Source organism: Pseudomonas sp. Tun-23181 (genome assembly GCF_057415455.1).
Genome location: NZ_CM171630.1, coordinates 2,266,497 through 2,285,225, shown reverse-complemented (window position 1 = coordinate 2,285,225; position 18,729 = coordinate 2,266,497). Strand labels below are relative to the sequence as shown.

Here is an 18,729-nt window from a genome sequence, read left to right as displayed (position 1 = left end):
GGCGATGGGCTGCGAGGCAGCCCCAAATATGACAAAGCGCCGCTTAACTGACAGGCGTTGGCCCGAAGGCCCTTTTCCACACCATGACGATCAACCGCCCAGGTAGGCGTCGCGCACCTTCGGGTCGCTGAGCAGCGCCTCGCCGGTGCCCTGCATGACCACGTGGCCGTTCTCCAGCACGTAGGCGCGGTCGGCGATCTTCAACGCCTGGTTGGCGTTCTGCTCCACCAGGAACACGGTCACGCCATCGCGGCGCAACTGCTCGATGATGTCGAAGATCTGCTGGATGATGATCGGCGCCAGGCCCAGCGACGGCTCGTCGAGCAGCAGCAGCTTGGGCTTGCTCATCAGCGCCCGGCCGATGGCCAGCATCTGCTGCTCGCCGCCGGACATGGTGCCGCCACGCTGCACATAGCGCTCCTTCAGGCGCGGGAACAGTTGCAGGACCCTGTCCAACTGCTCCTGGTAGTCGCCCTTGCTGGTGAAGAAGCCGCCCATGGCCAGGTTCTCCTCCACGGTCAGGCGGGCGAACACGCGGCGGCCCTCCGGGACCACGGCGATGCTCTTGCGCATGATGTGCGAGGAAGGCTGGCCGACCAGCTCCTCGCCCAGGTACGTGATGCTGCCGCTGTGTGCCTGGGGCGAGCCGCAGAGGGTCATCAGCAGGGTCGACTTGCCGGCGCCGTTGGCGCCGATCAGGGTGACGATCTCGCCCTGGTTGATCTCCACGTTGACGCTGTGCAGCGCCTGGATCTTGCCGTAGAAGGTGGAAACGTTCTCGAACTTCAGCATTTACGCCTCCCCCAGGTAGGCCTTGATCACATCAGGGTTGCCGCGGATCTCCTCCGGCGTGCCGTCGGCCAGGGGCGTGCCCTGGTTGATCACCACGATGTGGTCGGAAATGCTCATCACCAGCTTCATGTCGTGCTCGATCAGCAGCACCGTCACGTTGTGCGACTCGCGAAGGTAGCTGATCAGGGCCTTGAGGTCCTCGGTTTCCCGGGGGTTGAGGCCAGCGGCCGGCTCGTCGAGCATGATGATCCGGGGCTGGGTCATCATGCAGCGGGCGATCTCCAGGCGACGCTGCTGGCCGTAGGCCAGGGTACCGGCGGTACGGTTGGCGAAGGCGGTCAGGTTGACCTTCTCCAGCCAGTACTGGGCCCGTTCCATGGCCTCCTTCTCGCTGCGGCGGAAGCTCGGGGTCTTGAGCAGGCCGGCGAAGAAGTTGGTGTTCAGGTGCCGGTGCTGGGCGATCAGCAGGTTTTCCAGCGCGGTCATTTCCTTGAACAGGCGTACGTTCTGGAAGGTCCGCACCACGCCCTTGCGGGCGATCTGGTGGCCGGCCAGGCCCTGGATCGGCTGGCCATCGAGCAGGATGGTGCCGCCAGTGGGCTTGTAGAAGCCGGTCAGGCAGTTGAACACGGTGGTCTTGCCGGCGCCGTTCGGGCCGATCAGCGCCACCACCTGTTTTTCCTTGACGGTCAGGCCCACGCCATTGACCGCCAACAAGCCGCCGAAGCGCATGCTCAGGCCGCTGACTTGCAGAATTTCGCGGCTCATCGACGCAGCTCCATGTGTGGACGTTGCATAGGCAGCAGGCCTTGCGGACGCCAGATCATCATCAACACCATCATCGCGCCGAACATCAGCATGCGGTACTCGCTGAACTCACGCATCAGCTCCGGCAACAGGATCATCACGATGGCCGCGAGGATCACGCCCAACTGCGAACCCATGCCGCCGAGGACGACGATGGCGAGGATGATCGCCGACTCGATGAAGGTGAACGACTCCGGTGTCACCAGCCCTTGGCGAGCGGCGAAGAAGCTGCCGGCGAAACCGGCGAAGCAGGCACCCAGGGTGAAGGCCGACAGCTTGATCACGGTCGGGTTCAGGCCCAGGGCACGGCAGGCGATCTCGTCCTCGCGCAGGGCTTCCCAGGCGCGGCCGATCGGCATGCGCAGCAGGCGGTTGATGACGAACAGCGCCAGCAACGCCAGCAGCAGGGCTACCAGGTAGAGGAAGATGACCTTGTTGATCGAGTTGTACGGCAGGCCGAAGAACTCGTGGAAGGTCTGCATCCCCTCGGCGGCGCGGCGTTCGAAGGTCAGGCCGAAGAAGGTCGGCTTGTCGATGTTGCTGATGCCGTTGGGGCCGCCCGTGAGGCTGGTGAGGTTGCGCAGGAACAGGCGGATGATCTCGCCGAAGCCCAGGGTCACGATCGCCAGGTAGTCACCGCGCAGGCGCAGCACCGGGAAGCCCAGCAGGAAGCCGAAGATGGCCGCCATCAGGCCGGCGATCGGCAGGCACACCCAGAAGCTCAGGCCGTAGTAGTGCGACAGCAGGGCGTAGCTGTAGGCGCCGACGGCGTAGAAGCCGACGTAGCCCAGGTCGAGCAGGCCGGCAAGGCCCACCACGATGTTCAGGCCCAGGCCCAGCAACACGTAGATCAGGATCAGGGTGGCGATGTCGACCGCGCCACGCGAGCCGAAGAACGGCCAGACCAGCGCCACCACGATCAGGCCCAGGATCACCCAGCGCTGGGTCTTGGGCAGGGTCAGGTAGTTGCTGACGGCTGGCGGGATCAGCTTGCGCTCGGAGCGCCCGCGCATCATCGAGTTCCATTGCTTGTCGAACAGCACGCGCAGGAACATCAGTACCGAGCAGACGGTGATGACCGTGAGGGTGAACGGGCCCTGGCTGTGGACCACCAGCCGGATGCCGTCGATGCTGAGTTTCAGGCCCAGCACCGGGAAGGCCACGGCCCAGACCAGGGCGGCGCTGAACAGCGCCTGTTTGAGATGTCTGTTCATACTTTTTCAACCTCCGGACGGCCCAGGATGCCGGTCGGCCGGAACAGCAAGACGAGAACCAACAGGCCGAACGCCACCACGTCCTTGTACTGGTCGCCGAAGATGTCGGCGCCGAAGGCTTCCGCCACGCCCAGCACCAGCCCGCCGAGCATGGCGCCCGGGATGCTGCCGATGCCGCCCAGTACCGCCGCGGTGAAGGCCTTCAGGCCCACCAGGAAGCCGGCGTTGGGGTTGATCACCCCGTACTGCATGCTCAGCAGTACGGCCGCCACCGCCGCCAGGGCGGCACCGATGACGAAGGTCAAGGCGATGATGTTGTTGGTGTTGATGCCCAGCAGGTTGGCCATCTTGAGGTCCTCGGCGCAGGCGCGGCAGGCGCGACCCAGACGGGAACGGGAGATGAACAGGGTCAGGCAGGTCATGGCCACGAGGGTGACCACGAAGACCAGGATCTGCATGTAGGACACCAGCACCTCTTGCGCGCCGCCCGGCCCGAAGGAGAAGGAGCCCGGGATCAGGTTGGGGATGGACTTGTCCTTGGAGTCCTGCGACAGCAGGACGGTGTTCTGCAGGAAGATCGACATGCCGATGGCGGAGATCAGCGGGATCAGGCGGTTGCTGTTGCGCAACGGCCGGTAGGCGACCCGTTCGATGCTATAGCCATAGGCACTGGTCACGACCATGGTGGCGATGAACGCCACGGCCATCAGCAGCGGCAGCGAGTCGATGCCCATCATGGCCAGGCCCGCCAGGGCGATGAAGGCCACGTAGGAACCGATCATGTACACCTCGCCATGGGCGAAGTTGATCATGCCGATGATGCCGTACACCATCGTGTAGCCGATGGCGATCAAGGCGTAGGTGCTGCCGATGGTCAATCCATTAACCAGTTGTTGGAAGAAATGGTAGATCTCAGGCATTTACAGCGCTCCTAAAAACCTGATTAGCATTTCGCTGGCGGGTGATGAACCCGGCTCGCCTCGTAGGCGTTGGCAACGAGGGCGGGCACGGCCAGGGAACCGCGGGTGACGGTTTTAAGATTTTCAGGTGAACCCCCTCCCGGATCGCGGGAATCGGGCCCATGAACCTCGTAAAACAAAGCCCACTGCTCACACAGTGGGCTTCCAGTTAGCTAGTCACGCTGTTACTGAGGGGAGACTTCGGTCTTCGGCTTGCCGAAGTGCCATTCGTAGACCACGAACTTGAAGTCCTTCAGGTCGCCTTTCTCGTCGAACGACAGGTCGCCGGTCGGGGTGTGGAAGGTGCCCTTGTGGATTTCCTCGGCGACTTTCTCGGCGTCGTCGCTGGTGCCGGCGGCCTTGATGCCATCGGCGATCACCTGGACGGCGGAGTAGGCCGGGAACACGAACGGACCGCTCGGATCCTTGCCGTCACCCTTGATGGCGTCGACGATCGCCTTGTTCGCAGGATCCGCGTCGAAGGACTTGGGCAGAGTCACCAGCAGGCCTTCGGAGGCGCTCTGGGCGATCTGCGAGATGGAGTCGTTGCCCACGCCTTCCGGGCCCATGAACTTGGCGTTCAGGCCTTTTTCCTTCGACTGGCGCAGGATCAGGCCCAGCTCTGGGTGGTAGCCGCCGTAGTAGACGAAGTCGACGTTGTTCTGCTTGAGCTTCTGGATGATCGAGGAGAAGTCCTTGTCACCGGCGTTCAGGCCTTCGAAGACGGCGACCTTGACGCCCTTGCCTTCGAGGGTCTGCTTGACCGCGGTGGCGATGCCTTCGCCGTACTGCTGCTTGTCGTGCAGGACCGCGACGACCTTCGGCTTGACGTGGTCGGCGATGTAGTTGCCGGCGGCCGGGCCCTGGGCGCTGTCCAGGCCGATGGTGCGGAACACCAGCTTGTAGCCACGGGCGGTGATTTCCGGGCTGGTGGCGGCTGGGGTGATCATGATCACGCCTTCGTCTTCGTAGATGTCGGACGCAGGCTGGGTGGAGCTGGAGCACAGGTGGCCGACCACGAACTTGACGCCATCGTTGACCACCTTGTTGGCGACCGCGACGGCCTGTTTCGGGTCGCACGCGTCGTCGTATTCCTTGGCCTCGAGCATCTTGCCGTCGACGCCGCCCTTGGCGTTGATGTCCTTGATGGCTTGTTTGGCGCCGATGAACTGCATGTCGCCGTACTGGGTGACCGGACCGGTCTTGGGACCGGCGATGCCGATCTTGATGGTGTCGGCGGCAACCGAATGGCTGGCGACCCCAGCCAGGACCATTGCGGCGAACAGCTTGGAAATCTTGATCATAGTGCTCCACTCATTCTGTTGTAATTCTTATAGTCCTGGCGGCCAGGGCTACAGATCGGGCGGGAACGCCGGCATGGCCACGCCATGTCGCAAGCCCACCTTCCCCCGGAACGTGTCCCGGAACTGTACCGGTACAGTGTAGAGCGCTGTCCAAGCGCTTGAAAAGCGGGCGAAAAGCGTCTGTTTCCCGGGGTGTCGCCTGGTCGACATAAAGATACAGAAAAGCGCCATTACTTTGCCTGCATCCCTGGCCCCACCCCACAAGTTCGGGGCCAATCGACCAAATTACATATTTGAAACCGGGTTTTTCTGCAAAAATGCCGGCCTTTTCATTGGCCGTTTTTCTGCTGGTAGGAACCCATGACTGATCAAGCAAGCACCCTCTATGCCAAATTGCTCGGCGAGACGGCAATCATCGAGTGGAAGGCACTGGAGCGTTTCTGGGCCAAGGGTGACCTGATTTGGGTCGACCCGAGCTTGGACCTGATCGCCGTTGCCGAGGCGATGGCCGAGAATCGCAGCGAGATCTTCGCCAAGTGGCGTAACGATGGCACTGTCGCCCCGGTCACTGCGCAGCAGGCGCTAGACCTGCAGAACCGCGATCCGCAGATCTGGGCGGTGGTGGTTTCGCCATTCGTGGTGATGCAAGAGAAGAAAGCGCAGTGAGGCTGCGCTTTTTTGGTGCGTGAAAACGCACAGGTCTTCCGTGCTGGTGCGTATCGACGTTCAGGTGGGGTGGATGTTGGTAACAGTCGGGTGAGTGATTCGGCTGCGCGGTAACAGTTTACGGTATGCGTAATAGGGGCTGCTTCGCGCCCATCGCCGGCAAGCCGGCTCCCACAGGGTGAGTCGATTGCAAATGATGTGATTTGCAGGGTATTGCGCTGCTTTTGGGATCAGCACAATACCTGTGGGAGCCGGCTTGCCGGCGATGGGGCGCGAAGCGGCCCCGTGCCGTCAGTAGTCGACCCGCCCGGTATGGTTGTTCAGCGAGATCACTCGCGTCTTGCCGATCCGGTGGCGGAAGATCTCGCGCAGGTACTTCACCGCCTTCTTCACGCAGTCGCGCGACAGGCGGATGTCGTTGATCGAGACGAAGCGGCTCTTGTCATTGATCAGTTCGCGGTACTTCTTCTCGTACATCGGCTTGATCGCATACCAGTTGGTGTCGAGTATCTTCGCCGGGTTCTCGAACTCGTTGAGCAACTCGTCGATGCGTGCCTCGTCGAACTGCTCGCTGGTGATGAACTCGAGGATGGCGTTGTCCAGGGTGTCGTCGAAGCGATACGGGTTGCGGGCGAAGCAGCGCTTGATGAAGGCCACGATCAAGGTCAGGAAGTCGTCCGACAGGCACGGGCTCTTGGCGATCAGGGTGGTCAGCGAGAGGTTGGCCGAGGCGCCGATCACCAGGGCGTAGCGCTTGAGGGTGGTGTTGGGGAACAGGCTGTTGAGGTGCGTCTTGAGCCGGTTCAGGTCCATGTACGACAGCTTGTAGTCCTTGGGCAGCGAAACGATCGACACCACCGACGAGCAGTTCTTGAAAAAGTGCAGGTCATGCAGCGCCGCCGCGTCGTAGCCCGAAGCCTGGTACTGCTCCAGGGCCGCGCGGTAGCGGCGTGACTCGATCGGCAGCAGGCTGATGCCTTCGATGGCCTGGGTCTGCTTGTTGAAGTGCGGCAGGTCGATGGAGCGCAGGAACAGGTCGTCGATGTCCAGTCGCGGGTTTTCCTTCTCGAACACCTTGAACTTGTCCGAACCGGGCACAGGCTGCTCCGGCACCACCGATTCGGCATAGGCGATGGCCACCGGGCCGGCCAGGCTCATGAACAGGTCATTGGCATCCAGGCGAATGGTCTCGCCGATATCGATGCCGGCACGGCGGAAGTAGTTCTGGTCGTAGTCGGTGGTCACCGCCTGGGCCGTGAGGATGTTGAAGATCTGCTGGGAGATGTACTGGTTGGCGTGCTTCTCCATGGCGTTGACGTCGATGTTCTGGATCGTGCCGTCGTCGTTCTCCTCGGCGTAGCGCATGATGTCGTTGGAAATCAGCATCATCGCGTTCCACGGGCGGATGCGGCCCATGACGCTGGCTTCGCTGCTGTCTTCGTTGTCGAAGTTGTACGAGAAGTCCCACTCTTCCGAGAGGTACTTGCACAGCAAGCGCCCGGCGTTGATGTGCAGGGCTTCGGACATCTCGCTGCGATGGTCGGAAACGTTCGGCAGTACGCAGATGCCGCTGGTGAAGATCGGCTCGAAGACGAACGAATGCCCGCTCTTGCCGTCATTCTCGTCGGCCGGCTTGGTGTCGAAGGTTTTGTTCATGTACGAGTACTGCTGGGCCAGGCCGAACTCCGAGGCCATGCCCGAGCCAGTGCCGCCACCGGCGCTGAAGATGTAGAAATACAGGCGCGACTGGTTGGCCTTGATACCGCAGGAGTCGATCAGGTACGAGTGGATCAGCTTCCAGTCGCTGCTGGAGAAGCGCTGGGTGTCCTTGTTGAGGATGATCTTGGCCAGGTACTGGCCGAGGATCGGCGCATTGCCGGCACCGCCGGCGTGGACCTCGGACAGGTCCATGATCTTCATCTTGCTGTAGTCGCGCAGGAAGCCCCCGCGCTCGCCCTTGCGCGAGAAGCGGATGCGCCCGGCGATGTCCTTGTCCAGGTCGCCCAGCATCACCAGCGGCTCGACCAGGAATACCGGCTTCGCCACCTTGTTCTGCACCAGGCGCAGGTTCTGGCGGATCCAGCGTGCCGGGCTGTAGCCGGCCTCGCCCTTGTTGCGCTCCTCGTTGTTGAACTCGTTGAGGAAGAAGGTGCGGGCGTTGTAGACCAGTTCTGCCACGTCCAGGGCGATGTTCGAGCCGCAGCGGCCCAGGCCGATCAGGCACACCGAGGGGAACTGCTGTTCGAGGCGTAGCTGGCTTTCGTCCTCGACGTGCAGGTTCTGCGGGAACACCAGGTCGCGCAGGCCGTCGAGGTTGTCGAGGATGCGCTGGATGTCCTGCTCGGTGTAGTAGAGGTATTGTTGCGTCGGCAGCAGGCGCGTGGGCTGCAGGTCCCGCGGGGACAGCGCGGCCGGCGAGGAAGAGGGGATGGACGACTCGGGCAGCGCATTGGCAGAAGTGTTGGTAGAGGTCATAGTGCGCCATTCGCCTTGGGTGGTGGGCCGTCGACAGGTATGTCATATAGCCATCATTGGGAAATTTCGCGACTGTATCAGTGCGCCTTTCACGTAGGCGATAGGGGTTTGCCTTATATCCCGTGAGTTGTCTTGTCGCCTTCGCAGTGCATCGCCCGATTGCCCTGCTTCTTTAATCATCTGCCTGGAGTTGCTCATGAGTACTGCATTGCCTTCGCTGGGATTCGCCGGAATCGGCCTGATGGGCCTGCCGATGTGCCGGCGCCTGCTGGCCGCGGGCTACCCGCTGACGGTCTGGAACCGTAGCCCGCAGAAGTGCGCTGAACTGGTTGCCGCCGGCGCGCGCCTGGCCGCCAGCCCCGCCGAGCTGTGCCGTGACACGGACATGGTGCTGCTGTGCCTGGCCGATACGGCGGTGGTGCGCGAGGTGGTGTTCGGCGAGCAGGGCGTGGCCCAGGGCGGGCGCAGTGGCCAGTTGCTGGTGGACTTCTCCAGCCTGGAGCCGACCGCCACCCGCGAGATGGCCGCCGAGCTGGCGGCACTGTGCGGCATGGCCTGGCTGGATGCGCCGGTATCGGGTGGCACCCCCGGCGCCGAGGCCGGCACCCTGGCGATCATGGTCGGCGGCGAGGCCGAGGACCTGGCGCGGGCGCGCCCGGTGCTGCTGACCCTGGGCCAGCGGGTGACCCACATGGGGGGCATCGGTGCGGGCCAAGTGACCAAGGCCTGCAACCAGATGATCGTGGCCTGCAATGCCCTGGTGATCGCCGAGGTGGTGGCCCTGGCCGAGCAGTCCGGGGTCGATGCGCGGCTGATCGCCGAGGCCCTGGCAGGCGGTTTCGCCGACTCCAAGCCGTTGCAGATCCTCGCGCCACAGATGGCCGAGAGCCGTTTCGAGCCGATCAAGTGGCACGTGCGCACATTGCTCAAGGACCTGGATACTGCAGTGAAGTTCTCGCGCGAGCAGGGCTCGGCAACGCCGCTCAGTGGCCTCGCCGCGCAATTGATGCGCTTGCACGGTAGCCAGGGCTATCTGCAAAAAGATCCAGCGACCCTGGTAGAACTGTATCGCAACAAGGGCTGAAGTCGCTGTCCTGGCGGTCGAGCCGTTCGAGGATCGGGCGTAGCTCGGCCAGTGGCACCGGGCGGCTGAGCAGGTAGCCCTGGAGGAAGTCGCAGCCGTGGGCGGCGAGGAACTCGTGCTGCTCCACGGTCTCGACGCCTTCGCAGACCACCTGCAGGTGCAGGGTATGGGCCATGATGATGATCGCCTGGACGATCTCGCGGTCCTTCTGGCTACCCGGCACGTCCTGGATGAACGAGCGATCGATCTTCAGCACGTCCAAGGGCAGGCGCTTGAGGTAGGCCAGCGATGAATAGCCGGTACCGAAGTCGTCGATCGACAGGGCCACGCCCTGGGCGCGGATACGCTTGAGCAGGCTGACGGTGCGCTGGATATCGCCCATCAGGGCATTCTCGGTGACTTCCAGTTCCAGTTGGCGAGGTGTCAGGCCGGCCTGGAACAGCGCCATCTCCACCTCGCTGGCCAACTCCTCGCGCCCCAGGGTCACTGCCGAGCAATTGACCGTGACCTTGAGCGCGCCATAGCCGTGGCGGTTGAGCCGGGCCAGGTCTTCGCAGGCGCGGCGCAGCACCCATAGATCAAGGTCGACGATCAGGCCGTTGGTCTCGGCGATACCGATGAAACGGTCGGGGGCGAGCAGCCCATGTTGCGGATGCTGCCAGCGCACCAGGGCTTCGAGCTTGGCCACCTGGCCGTTGTGCAGGTCGAAGATCGGCTGGTAGTGCACGCACAGGCCGCATTCTTCGAGCAGGGCCAGGCGCAGCTCTTCCTCCAGTTGCAGCTCCAGGGTGGCGCGGGTCTTCAGGCCGTTGTCGAAGAAGTTCAGGCTGTTGCGCCCGCAGCCCTTGGACTGGTACAGCGCCAGGTCGGCGTTCTTGAGCAGTTCTTCGGCGGTGCGGCCGTCATCGGGGAAGATGCTGATGCCGATGCTGGTGGTCATGACCATGCGCCGCCCGCCCAGGTCGATTGGCTCTTTCATCCGTTGCATGATGCGCTGGGCCAGGTGGCGTGCTTCGTCGCGGCTGTTGAGGCTGGTGACGATGCAGAATTCGTCGCCACCGAAACGCGCCACCAGGTCCTGGTTGCGGGTGGCGGCCTTGATGTGGTCGGCGATCACCTTGAGCAACTCGTCGCCGGCGGCATGGCCGAGGCTGTCGTTGATCCGCTTGAAGTGATCGATGTCGAGGAACATGACGGCCAGCATGCCGTCGTTGGCACTGTGTTCCACCAGACGCTCGGCGAATACCTGGTTGAAGCCTCGGCGGTTGACCAGGTTGGTCAGGGCATCGTAGTGGGCGGCCTGCTGCAGCGAGACCCGGGCCTGGTCGAGCTGGCTGAGCAGCACGTTGACCCGGCGCAGGTCGCGTTCCTTGCTTTGCAGCTTCTTGTCCGACAGCGCCGCGCTGATGCTGCCGCCACAGATCAGCAAGGTGATGGAGGCGAGGGTCAGCCCCAGTTGCAGGCTGTTGTCCACCGAGGGCAGGCGCAGGGCGGTGTCGGCCGGGATCACCAGGGTCATCGCGGCCATGCCGGTGAAATGGGTGGCCACGATGCCGGCGGCCATCAGCAGGCTGGCGCCGTACTTCAGCACCAGGTGCAGGGTGCCGGCGCCATTGCTGAAGTAGCGGGCCATCAACAGGGCCAGCAGGCTGGTGGCGATGGCGATGCCCAGGGACGCCACTACCAGGCCGGCCTGGTAATACTGCTGGGCACTGGCCTGCAGCGCGGCCATGCCGACATAGTGCATCAGGGTGATGCCCAGCCCGATGAACAGCGCGGCCTGCAGGTAGTGGCGCGGGCGCATCGCGCTGCGATCGAGGGTGTTCATCGCCAGCCAGGCGGCGAGCAGGGCGATCAGCAGCGACAGCCCGGTCAGGGGCACGTCGTAGTGGATCTCCAGGGGCGCCTGGAACGCCAGCATGCTGATGAAGTGCATGGCCCAGATACCGCCGGCCAGGCAGCAGGCGCCGAGCATGCGCCATTGCCGGCGCGCAGCGTCGTCTTCGCTGTGGCATTGGCGTTCGGCCATGTCGAGGGTGGCGAAGCATGCCGCGCAGGCCACCGCATAGGCGAGCACGACCATGAAAGGTTCATGACGGCAGTCGAGAACGATCTGTCCGCTGGTCGGCAGCTCGGCGAACAATTGCAGTCCCAGCCATTCCATTGCTTGCCTCTTCGTCGAGTTCTCGCGCGTCTCCAGGAAGTCTTCACGGAGACCGTTGAGCAGCAGTATAGGAACGGGTGATTAAGCCTTCCTGATTGATGGCACTTTGATTTCAATCATTTGGATATTGGCGTGATAGCGGGGAGATCTAAGGGCGGTGGGAAATTCCATGGGGCTGCTTCGTGCCCATCGCCAGCTTGCCAGCGATGGGCACGAAGCGGCCCCAGCATGTTGCATGTACTAAGGCATCAGCCCGCGACCAGCACGCGGATCGCCTCCAGGCGCAGGGCGGCCTTCTCCAGCATGGCCAGGCCATCCTCGCGCTGCTTGCGCAAGGCGTCGATCTCGCTGTCGCGCACGCTTGGGTTGACCGCCTTGAGCGCCGTCAGGCGGGCCAGCTCTTCGTCGGCCTCGGCGGCGAGGCGTCGCTGGGCTTCGGCCACCCGCTCCTCGTGCGTGGGCATGACCTTGGCTTCGCCACCGGCAATGCGCTTGGCCAGTACGTCACGCTGGGCCTGGACGAACTTGTTGGCGCTGGCCTTGGGCACGCTCTCCAACTGGTCGTTGAGGGTCTCGAAGGCCACGCGAGGCGCCAGGTCGTTGCCGTTGGCATCGAGCAGGCAGCGCAAGGCTGCCGATGGCAGGTAGCGGCCCAGTTGCAGGTGGCGCGGGGCAACCACTTCGCTGACGTAGAGCAGCTCGAGCAGCACGGTGCCGGGCTTGAGCGCCTTGTTCTTGATCAGCGCCACGGCGGTGTTGCCCATGGAGCCGGACAGCACCAGGTCCATGCCGCCCTGGACCATCGGGTGTTCCCAGGTCAGGAATTGCATGTCCTCGCGGGACAGGGCCTGGCCACGGTCGTAGGTGATGGTCACGCCTTCCTCGTCGCCCAGCGGGAAGCTGGCGTCGAGCATCTTCTCGCTCGGCTTGAGGATCAGGGCGTTTTCCGAATGGTCCTCGCTGTCGATGCCGAAGGCGTCGAACAGGGTTTCCATATAGATCGGCAGGGCGAACTGGTCATCCTGCTCGAGGATCGCCTCGACCAGGGCCTGGCCTTCGCCGGCACCGCCCGAGTTGAGCTCCAGCAGGCGGTCGCGGCCGCTGTGCAGCTCGGCTTCCAGGCGCTCGCGCTCGGCGCGCGCCTCGGCCACCAGCTTGTCCCAGGCGCTGCCGTCGCCGGCTTCGAGCATCGGCAGCAGGCGCGGGCCGAAACGGTGCTGCAGGGCATTGCCGGTCGGGCAGGTGGCGAGGAAGGCGTTCAGGCCCAGATGGTACCACTGGAACAGGCGCTCCTGGGGGCTGTCCTGCAGGTAGGGCACGTGCAGTTCGATGGTGTGTTTCTGACCGATCCGGTCGAGGCGGCCGATCCGCTGTTCGAGCAGGTCCGGGTGGGCCGGCAGGTCGAACATCACCAGGTGATGGGCGAACTGGAAGTTGCGCCCCTCGCTGCCGATTTCCGAACAGATCAGTACTTGGGCGCCGAACTCCTCGTCGGCGAAGTAGGCCGCGGCACGGTCGCGCTCGAGGATGCTCATGCCTTCATGGAACACCGTGGCCGGGATGCCGGAGCGCACGCGCAGGGCGTCCTCCAGGTCCATGGCGGTCTCGGCGTGGGCGCAGATCACCAGGACCTTGGTGCGCTTGAGCATCTTCAGGGTATCGATCAGCCAGTCGACCCGTGGGTCGAAGCGCCACCAGCGCTCGTCGTCGTTGGTTTCGCCCTGGGCCTGGAAGGCCACCTCCGGGTACAGCTCGGCGTGCTCGCCGTTGGGCAGGTCGCGGTACTGCTCCGGGTTGGCCAGCGGGTAGGGGTGCAACTGGCGTTCCGGGAAGCCCTGGATCGCCGCGCGGGTGTTGCGAAACAGCACCCGCCCGGTGCCGTGGCGGTCGAGCAGTTCGCGGATCAGGCGTGCGTTGGCCTGGCTGTCGCCAGCGCTGACCGCGGCCAGCAGGGTTTCGCCTTCGGCACCGAGGAAGCCTTCGATGGTGGCGTGGGCCTTGGGCGACAGGCGGCCCTCATCGAGCAGTTCCTGTACCGCTTCGGCCACCGGGCGATAGTGCTCGCTCTCGGCGCGGAACGCGGCCAGGTCGTGGAATCGGTTGGGGTCGAGCAGGCGCAGGCGGGCGAAGTGGCTGTCCTGGCCCAGTTGCTCGGGGGTGGCGGTCAGCAGCAGCACGCCAGGGATGACCTGGGCCAGTTGCTCGACCAGGGTGTACTCGGGGCTGGCCTGCTCCTCGTGCCAGACCAGGTGGTGGGCCTCGTCGACCACCAGCAGGTCCCAGCCCGCGGCGAACAGGGCATCCTGGGCCTTTTCGTCGTCGACCAGCCACTCCAGGGCCACCAGCGCCAACTGGGCATCTTCGAACGGGTTGCTGGCGTCGCTCTCGATGAAGCGCTCGGCATCAAACAGTGCCACCTGCAGGTTGAAGCGCCGGCGCATTTCCACCAGCCATTGATGCTGGAGGTTCTCCGGGACCAGGATGAGCACGCGGCTGGCGCGTCCGCAGAGCAACTGGCGATGGATCACCAGGCCTGCCTCGATGGTCTTGCCCAGGCCCACTTCGTCGGCCAGCAGCACGCGCGGGGCGATACGGTCGGCCACCTCGCGGGCGATGTGCAATTGGTGGGCGATGGGCTGGGCGCGGCAACCGCCCAGGCCCCACAGCGACGACAGCATCTGCTTGCTGGTGTGCTGCAGGGTGTTGTAGCGCAGGGAAAACCACGGCAGCGGGTCGATCTGGCCGGCGAACAGACGGTCGCTGGCCAGGCGGAACTGGATGAAGTTGGACAGCTGGGTTTCCGGCAGGACACGCGGCTGGTTCTGGTTGTCGAGGCCGTGGTAGACCAGCAGGCCATCGGCGTCCTCGACCTCGCGCACGGTCAGTTTCCAGCCGTCGAAGTGGGTGATCTGGTCACCGGGCGAAAAGCGTACGCGGGTCAGCGGCGCATTGCGCAGGGAATATTGGCGGGTGTCGCCAGTGGCCGGGTAGAGCACGGTCAGCAGGCGGCCATCCTGCGCCAGGATGGTCCCCAGGCCGAGCTCGGCTTCGCTGTCGCTGATCCAGCGTTGCCCCGGTTGATACTGCTGCGCCATACTGCCTGAACTCCCGCGATGAAAAAGCCGGCTATGTTAACGGATAGGCCCGGTAGACCAAAGAGTCTAGCTGCTTCATCGACGAATACCGTCTTGCCGAGGAGGGTTGCGCGCCGACATGCCTGCCAAGCACCGCTGGTTGAATGCCTCCCTGGCCATGGGCGGCCTGCTGTCGCTGGCCGCCTGCGAGCAGCAGGGTTTCCAGACCCTGCCGCCGATTCCGGTCGAGCAACTGGAAGTGCTGGGCGTGCGCACGCCGATCAAGAGCGTGCACTTTCGCGACCGCGATGGCGAGGGTCTGCTGGTGCTCAGCCGCAGCGATGGCCAGGCCACCGACGCGCAGGCCGAGCAGGAGGTCGACCAGGTGGTGCTCAAGGCCACCTTGTATGGCCGCGCCGATGGCGATCTGTTCACGCCGCGTTGGCAGAGCGAGCAGGAAACCACCTGCCCGGGCCTGGACCTGGATGTGGACTTCTATACCGATGTCAGTGACGTCAGCGACCTCGACAAGGACGGTGTCGCCGAGGTGACCGTGGCCAGCCATGCCTTCTGCGGCGGTGGCATCGATCCCCACGACATCGCCATCGAGATGCGCCAGGGCCAGGCGGTCTATACCATCACCGGGCAGTCGCTGGTCACTCCGTCGGGCGAGGAGCCCATCGGCGGCGAGCGCCACGACAGCGCTTCGTTGAAGAATGCCTCGCCCGTGTTGCGCGAGCACATGGATGCGGTCTGGCTGCAGGTCTACAAGCGGCCGTGGAGCGAAGGCGGGCCGCCGACCGACGACGAACTGGACGATGCTGCCGGCTGAGATCGTTCTGGCGGCCTCGGCGCTGTTGTGACGCCCCGCACAATCCTGTGCGTGAAGGTTCAAGGTGGCTGATGGCCGGCCGATACAAGGGTCACAGGAGACAATTGCATGTTGCCGCCGATCATTCCAATCAGCGCCGCCCCGGTGACCTCGCAACAGGACCCGGTCAAGCCGACCCCGGACATTGCGCCGGTGGTCCCGGCGCAGCCTGCCTCCAGCGATGGCACCATCGACCTGCGGCACCAGCGCGATCCCCAGGAGCAAGCCTTGCTGCTGCGCGAAGAGCAACGCCGTCAGCAGCAGCGCCGCCGGCATGCGCAGGACGAGCGCTACGACGCCGTGCCTGGCGATGAACTCAATGCCGACAACACCGTGCCGGTGGCGCCGCTGGGCGATCGCCCGCGCCAGGGCCTGCTGGTCGACATCGAAGTCTGACTGGCCAGGGACGCCGCCTGCGGTCATCATGCAAGTCTCTGCTGTCAGTCGAGCCTGCCCATGAGCCAAGACAACCTGATCGACTTCGGCGCCGAGCGCGCCAAACGCATCCATGACCTCAACGAGAAGCGCCTGAACGAAGTGCGCCAGGCGTTCGAGCAGGCCATGCCGTTGGGCAAGGCGAAGAAGAAAAAGCCCAAGGGCAAGCCGAAGAAGCGCTGAAACTTGACGCAGGTCAAACCTGCGCCCGCCTCGCGTGCCTGGCCCCGGGCACCATTGACTCCGGTCAATTTTCCCTCCCCCTGCATTCGTTACCTTGCACCCATCGGACAACGGCAGGCGCAAACGGGAGGCCGACATGTTCTTCGACAATGTGGTTATCGCTGGTGTGGTAACGGTCGGGTTGATGTTCGCGTTCTTTGCCGGTCTGGGCATTTTCATCTGGAAGGACTCGAACAAGCGCAAGCCGCGCTGATCCTCCTGGATTCACGAGCACGCAAGGCATTTGGGGCGACTTCGGTCGCCCATTTTTTTGCCTGGAATTTCTTGTCGACCCATTGGGCTGCTCCGAGGGTAGTTCAGCTACCTTTTGGGGGGCTTTGTGGCCCCGCTAGAGACAGGTGCAACCTCTTCGACTAAAAAGATGATTAGCTAGCTAATTACACCCTTTCCGCTTTATCCTCCCCGCCGTTGTCTATCTTTCTATTCACCATCCCCTCGCAAGGTCCGATTCGTGCCCATCACCCTCAAGGCCCTGTTCGCCCCCAGCGACCTCGCCATCAAGTTCGCCATCAAGACCTTGCTCGGTGGCGGCCTGGCGTTGTGGCTGGCCATGCGTTGGGGCCTGGAGCAGCCTTCGTGGGCCTTGATGACGGCATTCATCGTCGCCCAGCCGCTGTCCGGCATGGTGGTGCAGAAGGGCCTGGCGCGCCTGGCCGGCACCCTGGTGGGGACCTTCATGTCGGTGCTGTTCATTGGCCTGTTCGCCCAGGCGCCCTGGCTCTTCCTGCTCACCCTGGCCCTATGGCTGGCGCTGTGCACCGCCGCTTCCACCCAACTGCGCAGCGCCTGGGCCTATGCCTTCGTGCTGGCCGGCTACACCGTGGCGATCATCGCCTTGCCGGCGATCGACCATCCCTTGCAAGTGTTCGACCAGGCGGTGGCGCGCTGCACCGAGATCTGCCTGGGCATCGTCTGCGCCACCGCCACCAGCGCCTTGCTCTGGCCCATGCGGGTGGAGCAACAGCTCGGCGGCCAGGCGCGCCAGGCCTGGCAGAACGGCCTGCAAGCCTCCAGCGCCATGCTCGGTGGCGAAGACGAGGCGCGCAAGGGGCTGCTGGAGATCCTCGGACGGATCGTCGCCATCGATGCCCAGCGCGAGCATGCCTGGTTCGAAGGCAATCGCGGCCGGCAACGGGCCAGAGCCATCCGTGGGCTCAGCCAGAAGCTGATGGTGCTGCTGCGCATTTCGCGCTCGGTGCGTCGGCAGTGGCGTCAGCTCGACGAAGACCAGGCACAGCGGATGGCTCCCTGGCTGGATGAAGCCCGCGAGCAATTGGCCAAGCCCGATCGACCGAGCCTGTTGCTGCTGCGCCAGCGTGTCTGGGACGCGGCCCACGACGAACGGATCAGCTCCGCCGAACACTATTGCCTGGCGCGCCTGACCTTGTTGTTGGACTTTGCCATGGCCGCCACCCAGGCGTTGCAGGACGTGGAGGCGGGCAGGGCGCCGACGGATGTGGCCCAGGGGCTTGCCGCCCACCGCGACGTGCCGCTGGCATTACTGTTCGGCACGCGCAGCGCCGTGGCGTTCCTGGTGATGGCCTGTTTCTGGCTGGCCACCGCCTGGCCTTCGGCACCGGGTGGGCTGGTGCTGACCTGCGTGGTCTGCAGCCTGTTCGCCAGCCGTGAGAACGGCGCGCAGATCGGCTTGAGCTTCCTGCGCGGGATCCTCCTGGCGGTACCCGTGGCCTTCTTCGTCGGGCAGATCCTCCTGCCGCAATGGAGCAGCTTCGCCATGCTCTGCCTGGGCATGGGGGTTCCGCTGTTCTTCGGTGCCCTGGGCATGGCCCATCCGCGCATCGGCGCGACCGCCACGTCCTATTGCTTGCATTTCATCGTCCTGGTGGCGCCGCTCAATGCCATGCACTTCGACGTGGCGACCATGCTCAACAGTGCCCAGGCCATGCTGATCGGGGTGGGCGCCGCTGTCTTGGCGTTCCGCCTGCTGGTGCTGCGCCACCCGGCCTGGCTTGGCAGGCGCCTGCGGGCGGCGACCCAGGGCGACCTGGTGCGCCTGACCCGGCGTGACCTGCGTGGCGCCGACAGCTGGTTCGGCGGGCGCATGGCCGACCGCCTGATGCAGCTGGCGCGGCATGCCAGCGAGTTGCCGGAAGCCGAGCGCAAGCGCTGGGACGATGGCCTGCACGGCCTGGACATCGGCGATGAGCTGGTGCACCTGCGCATGTGCCTGGCCGTGGCCCAGGCGCCACTGGGCGATGCCGAGCGCCAGTACCTGCAGCAATTGGCGGCGGTGCTGGCCAGCGGGCCGGCGCCAGGGCGCGGCGAGCGCCTGGACGCGGCCAGTGAACAGTTCATCGAGGCCTTGCGCCGACTGCCCCCGAGCGACCCGTTGCGCCTGGCCGAAGGGGCGGTACTGCAGTTGCGCAGGAGCTGGGGCAAATGGTGCCGCTGGCAGGAGGACGTCCATGGGGTTGCGTGAATGGGCGCTGGGTGGCGTGCTGCTCAGCCCGTTCCTGGTCTATGTGTTGATGGCGCTGGTCTTGACCGGCCTGTTGCGCCTGGTGGTGCAGGCCACGCCGTTGGGGCGCTGGATCTGGCACGAAGCGTTGTTCGATGCGGCGTTGTTCGTTTGTGTCCTGTCCCTGGTGGTGCATCTGCTGGGGCCTTTGTAAGGAGTCGA

Annotated in this window: 16 protein-coding genes; 8 read left to right on the top strand and 8 right to left on the bottom strand. The window is 64.4% G+C overall.

Going from position 1 to position 18,729, the window contains the following annotated elements:
• Positions 1–90: 90 nt before the first annotated feature.
• The 5 genes from ACDI39_RS10965 to ACDI39_RS10945 all read right to left on the bottom strand — a co-directional run bounded on the left by ACDI39_RS10965 (position 91) and on the right by ACDI39_RS10945 (position 5,076).
• Entirely contained in the window at positions 91–792 is a 702-nt protein-coding gene (locus tag ACDI39_RS10965) for an ABC transporter ATP-binding protein (protein ID WP_225788162.1), read from the bottom strand.
• A complete protein-coding gene (livG, locus tag ACDI39_RS10960) occupies positions 793–1,560 on the bottom strand; it encodes a high-affinity branched-chain amino acid ABC transporter ATP-binding protein LivG (protein WP_225788163.1) in 768 nt (255 codons plus the stop codon). It abuts the gene before it with no gap.
• Positions 1,557–2,813, bottom strand: a complete 1,257-nt coding sequence (locus ACDI39_RS10955; RefSeq protein ID WP_225788164.1) for a high-affinity branched-chain amino acid ABC transporter permease LivM — start codon at positions 2,811–2,813, stop codon at positions 1,557–1,559. The genes livG and ACDI39_RS10955 overlap by 4 nt, the downstream gene beginning before the upstream one ends.
• A complete protein-coding gene (livH, locus tag ACDI39_RS10950; protein WP_225788165.1) occupies positions 2,810–3,733 on the bottom strand; it encodes a high-affinity branched-chain amino acid ABC transporter permease LivH in 924 nt (307 codons plus the stop codon). Before livH ends, ACDI39_RS10955 begins: the two co-directional genes overlap by 4 nt.
• Positions 3,734–3,957: 224 nt before the next feature.
• Positions 3,958–5,076: a branched-chain amino acid ABC transporter substrate-binding protein gene (locus ACDI39_RS10945; protein ID WP_225788166.1), complete on the bottom strand. Its 1,119-nt coding sequence runs from the start codon at positions 5,074–5,076 to the stop codon at positions 3,958–3,960.
• Positions 5,077–5,436: 360 nt separating this feature from the next.
• Between ACDI39_RS10945 and ACDI39_RS10940 the strand changes: the two genes are divergently transcribed.
• A complete protein-coding gene (locus ACDI39_RS10940; RefSeq protein WP_225788167.1) occupies positions 5,437–5,742 on the top strand; it encodes a DUF2288 domain-containing protein in 306 nt (101 codons plus the stop codon).
• Positions 5,743–6,033: 291 nt separating this feature from the next.
• Here ACDI39_RS10940 and ACDI39_RS10935 read toward each other — a convergent pair whose 3' ends face one another.
• Positions 6,034–8,217 carry a hypothetical protein gene (locus ACDI39_RS10935; protein WP_225788168.1) on the bottom strand — a complete coding sequence of 728 codons (2,184 nt, stop codon included), beginning with the start codon at positions 8,215–8,217 and terminating at the stop codon, positions 6,034–6,036.
• A 196-nt stretch (positions 8,218–8,413) separates the two neighbouring features.
• Between ACDI39_RS10935 and ACDI39_RS10930 the strand changes: the two genes are divergently transcribed.
• The gene (locus ACDI39_RS10930; RefSeq protein ID WP_225788169.1) at positions 8,414–9,301 is read left to right on the top strand and encodes an NAD(P)-dependent oxidoreductase; all 888 of its coding nucleotides are present in this window, start codon (positions 8,414–8,416) and stop codon (positions 9,299–9,301) included.
• Here the strand turns inward: ACDI39_RS10930 and ACDI39_RS10925 are convergent.
• Positions 9,201–11,465, bottom strand: coding sequence for a putative bifunctional diguanylate cyclase/phosphodiesterase (locus ACDI39_RS10925; protein ID WP_225788170.1), 2,265 nt, complete (start codon positions 11,463–11,465; stop codon positions 9,201–9,203). The two genes, ACDI39_RS10930 and ACDI39_RS10925, sit on opposite strands and share 101 nt — an antisense overlap.
• Positions 11,466–11,713: 248 nt before the next feature.
• Positions 11,714–14,560 (bottom strand): RNA polymerase-associated protein RapA, encoded by a 2,847-nt coding sequence (rapA, locus tag ACDI39_RS10920; RefSeq protein WP_368816454.1) that lies wholly within the window; start codon positions 14,558–14,560, stop codon positions 11,714–11,716.
• A gap of 118 nt (positions 14,561–14,678) precedes the next feature.
• Here rapA and ACDI39_RS10915 point away from each other — a divergent pair, with 118 nt between their 5' ends.
• The 6 genes from ACDI39_RS10915 (at position 14,679) to ACDI39_RS10890 (ending at position 18,721) form a co-directional block, all read left to right on the top strand.
• Complete coding sequence (locus ACDI39_RS10915; protein WP_253081645.1) at positions 14,679–15,371, top strand: M949_RS01915 family surface polysaccharide biosynthesis protein; 693 nt, start codon at positions 14,679–14,681, stop codon at positions 15,369–15,371.
• Between the two features lie 108 nt (positions 15,372–15,479).
• On the top strand, positions 15,480–15,806 hold the full coding sequence (locus tag ACDI39_RS10910) for an aspartate-semialdehyde dehydrogenase (protein WP_253081646.1): 327 nt from the start codon (positions 15,480–15,482) through the stop codon (positions 15,804–15,806).
• A gap of 60 nt (positions 15,807–15,866) precedes the next feature.
• Positions 15,867–16,028: a hypothetical protein gene (locus tag ACDI39_RS10905; protein WP_225788174.1), complete on the top strand. Its 162-nt coding sequence runs from the start codon at positions 15,867–15,869 to the stop codon at positions 16,026–16,028.
• A gap of 136 nt (positions 16,029–16,164) precedes the next feature.
• A complete protein-coding gene (gene ccoM, locus ACDI39_RS10900) occupies positions 16,165–16,281 on the top strand; it encodes a cytochrome c oxidase subunit CcoM (RefSeq protein WP_008097462.1) in 117 nt (38 codons plus the stop codon).
• 258 nt (positions 16,282–16,539) lie between these two features.
• Entirely contained in the window at positions 16,540–18,528 is a 1,989-nt protein-coding gene (locus ACDI39_RS10895; RefSeq protein WP_253081647.1) for an FUSC family protein, read from the top strand.
• Entirely contained in the window at positions 18,515–18,721 is a 207-nt protein-coding gene (locus tag ACDI39_RS10890; RefSeq protein WP_225788176.1) for a DUF1656 domain-containing protein, read from the top strand. The genes ACDI39_RS10895 and ACDI39_RS10890 overlap by 14 nt, the downstream gene beginning before the upstream one ends.
• Positions 18,722–18,729 lie beyond the last annotated feature (8 nt).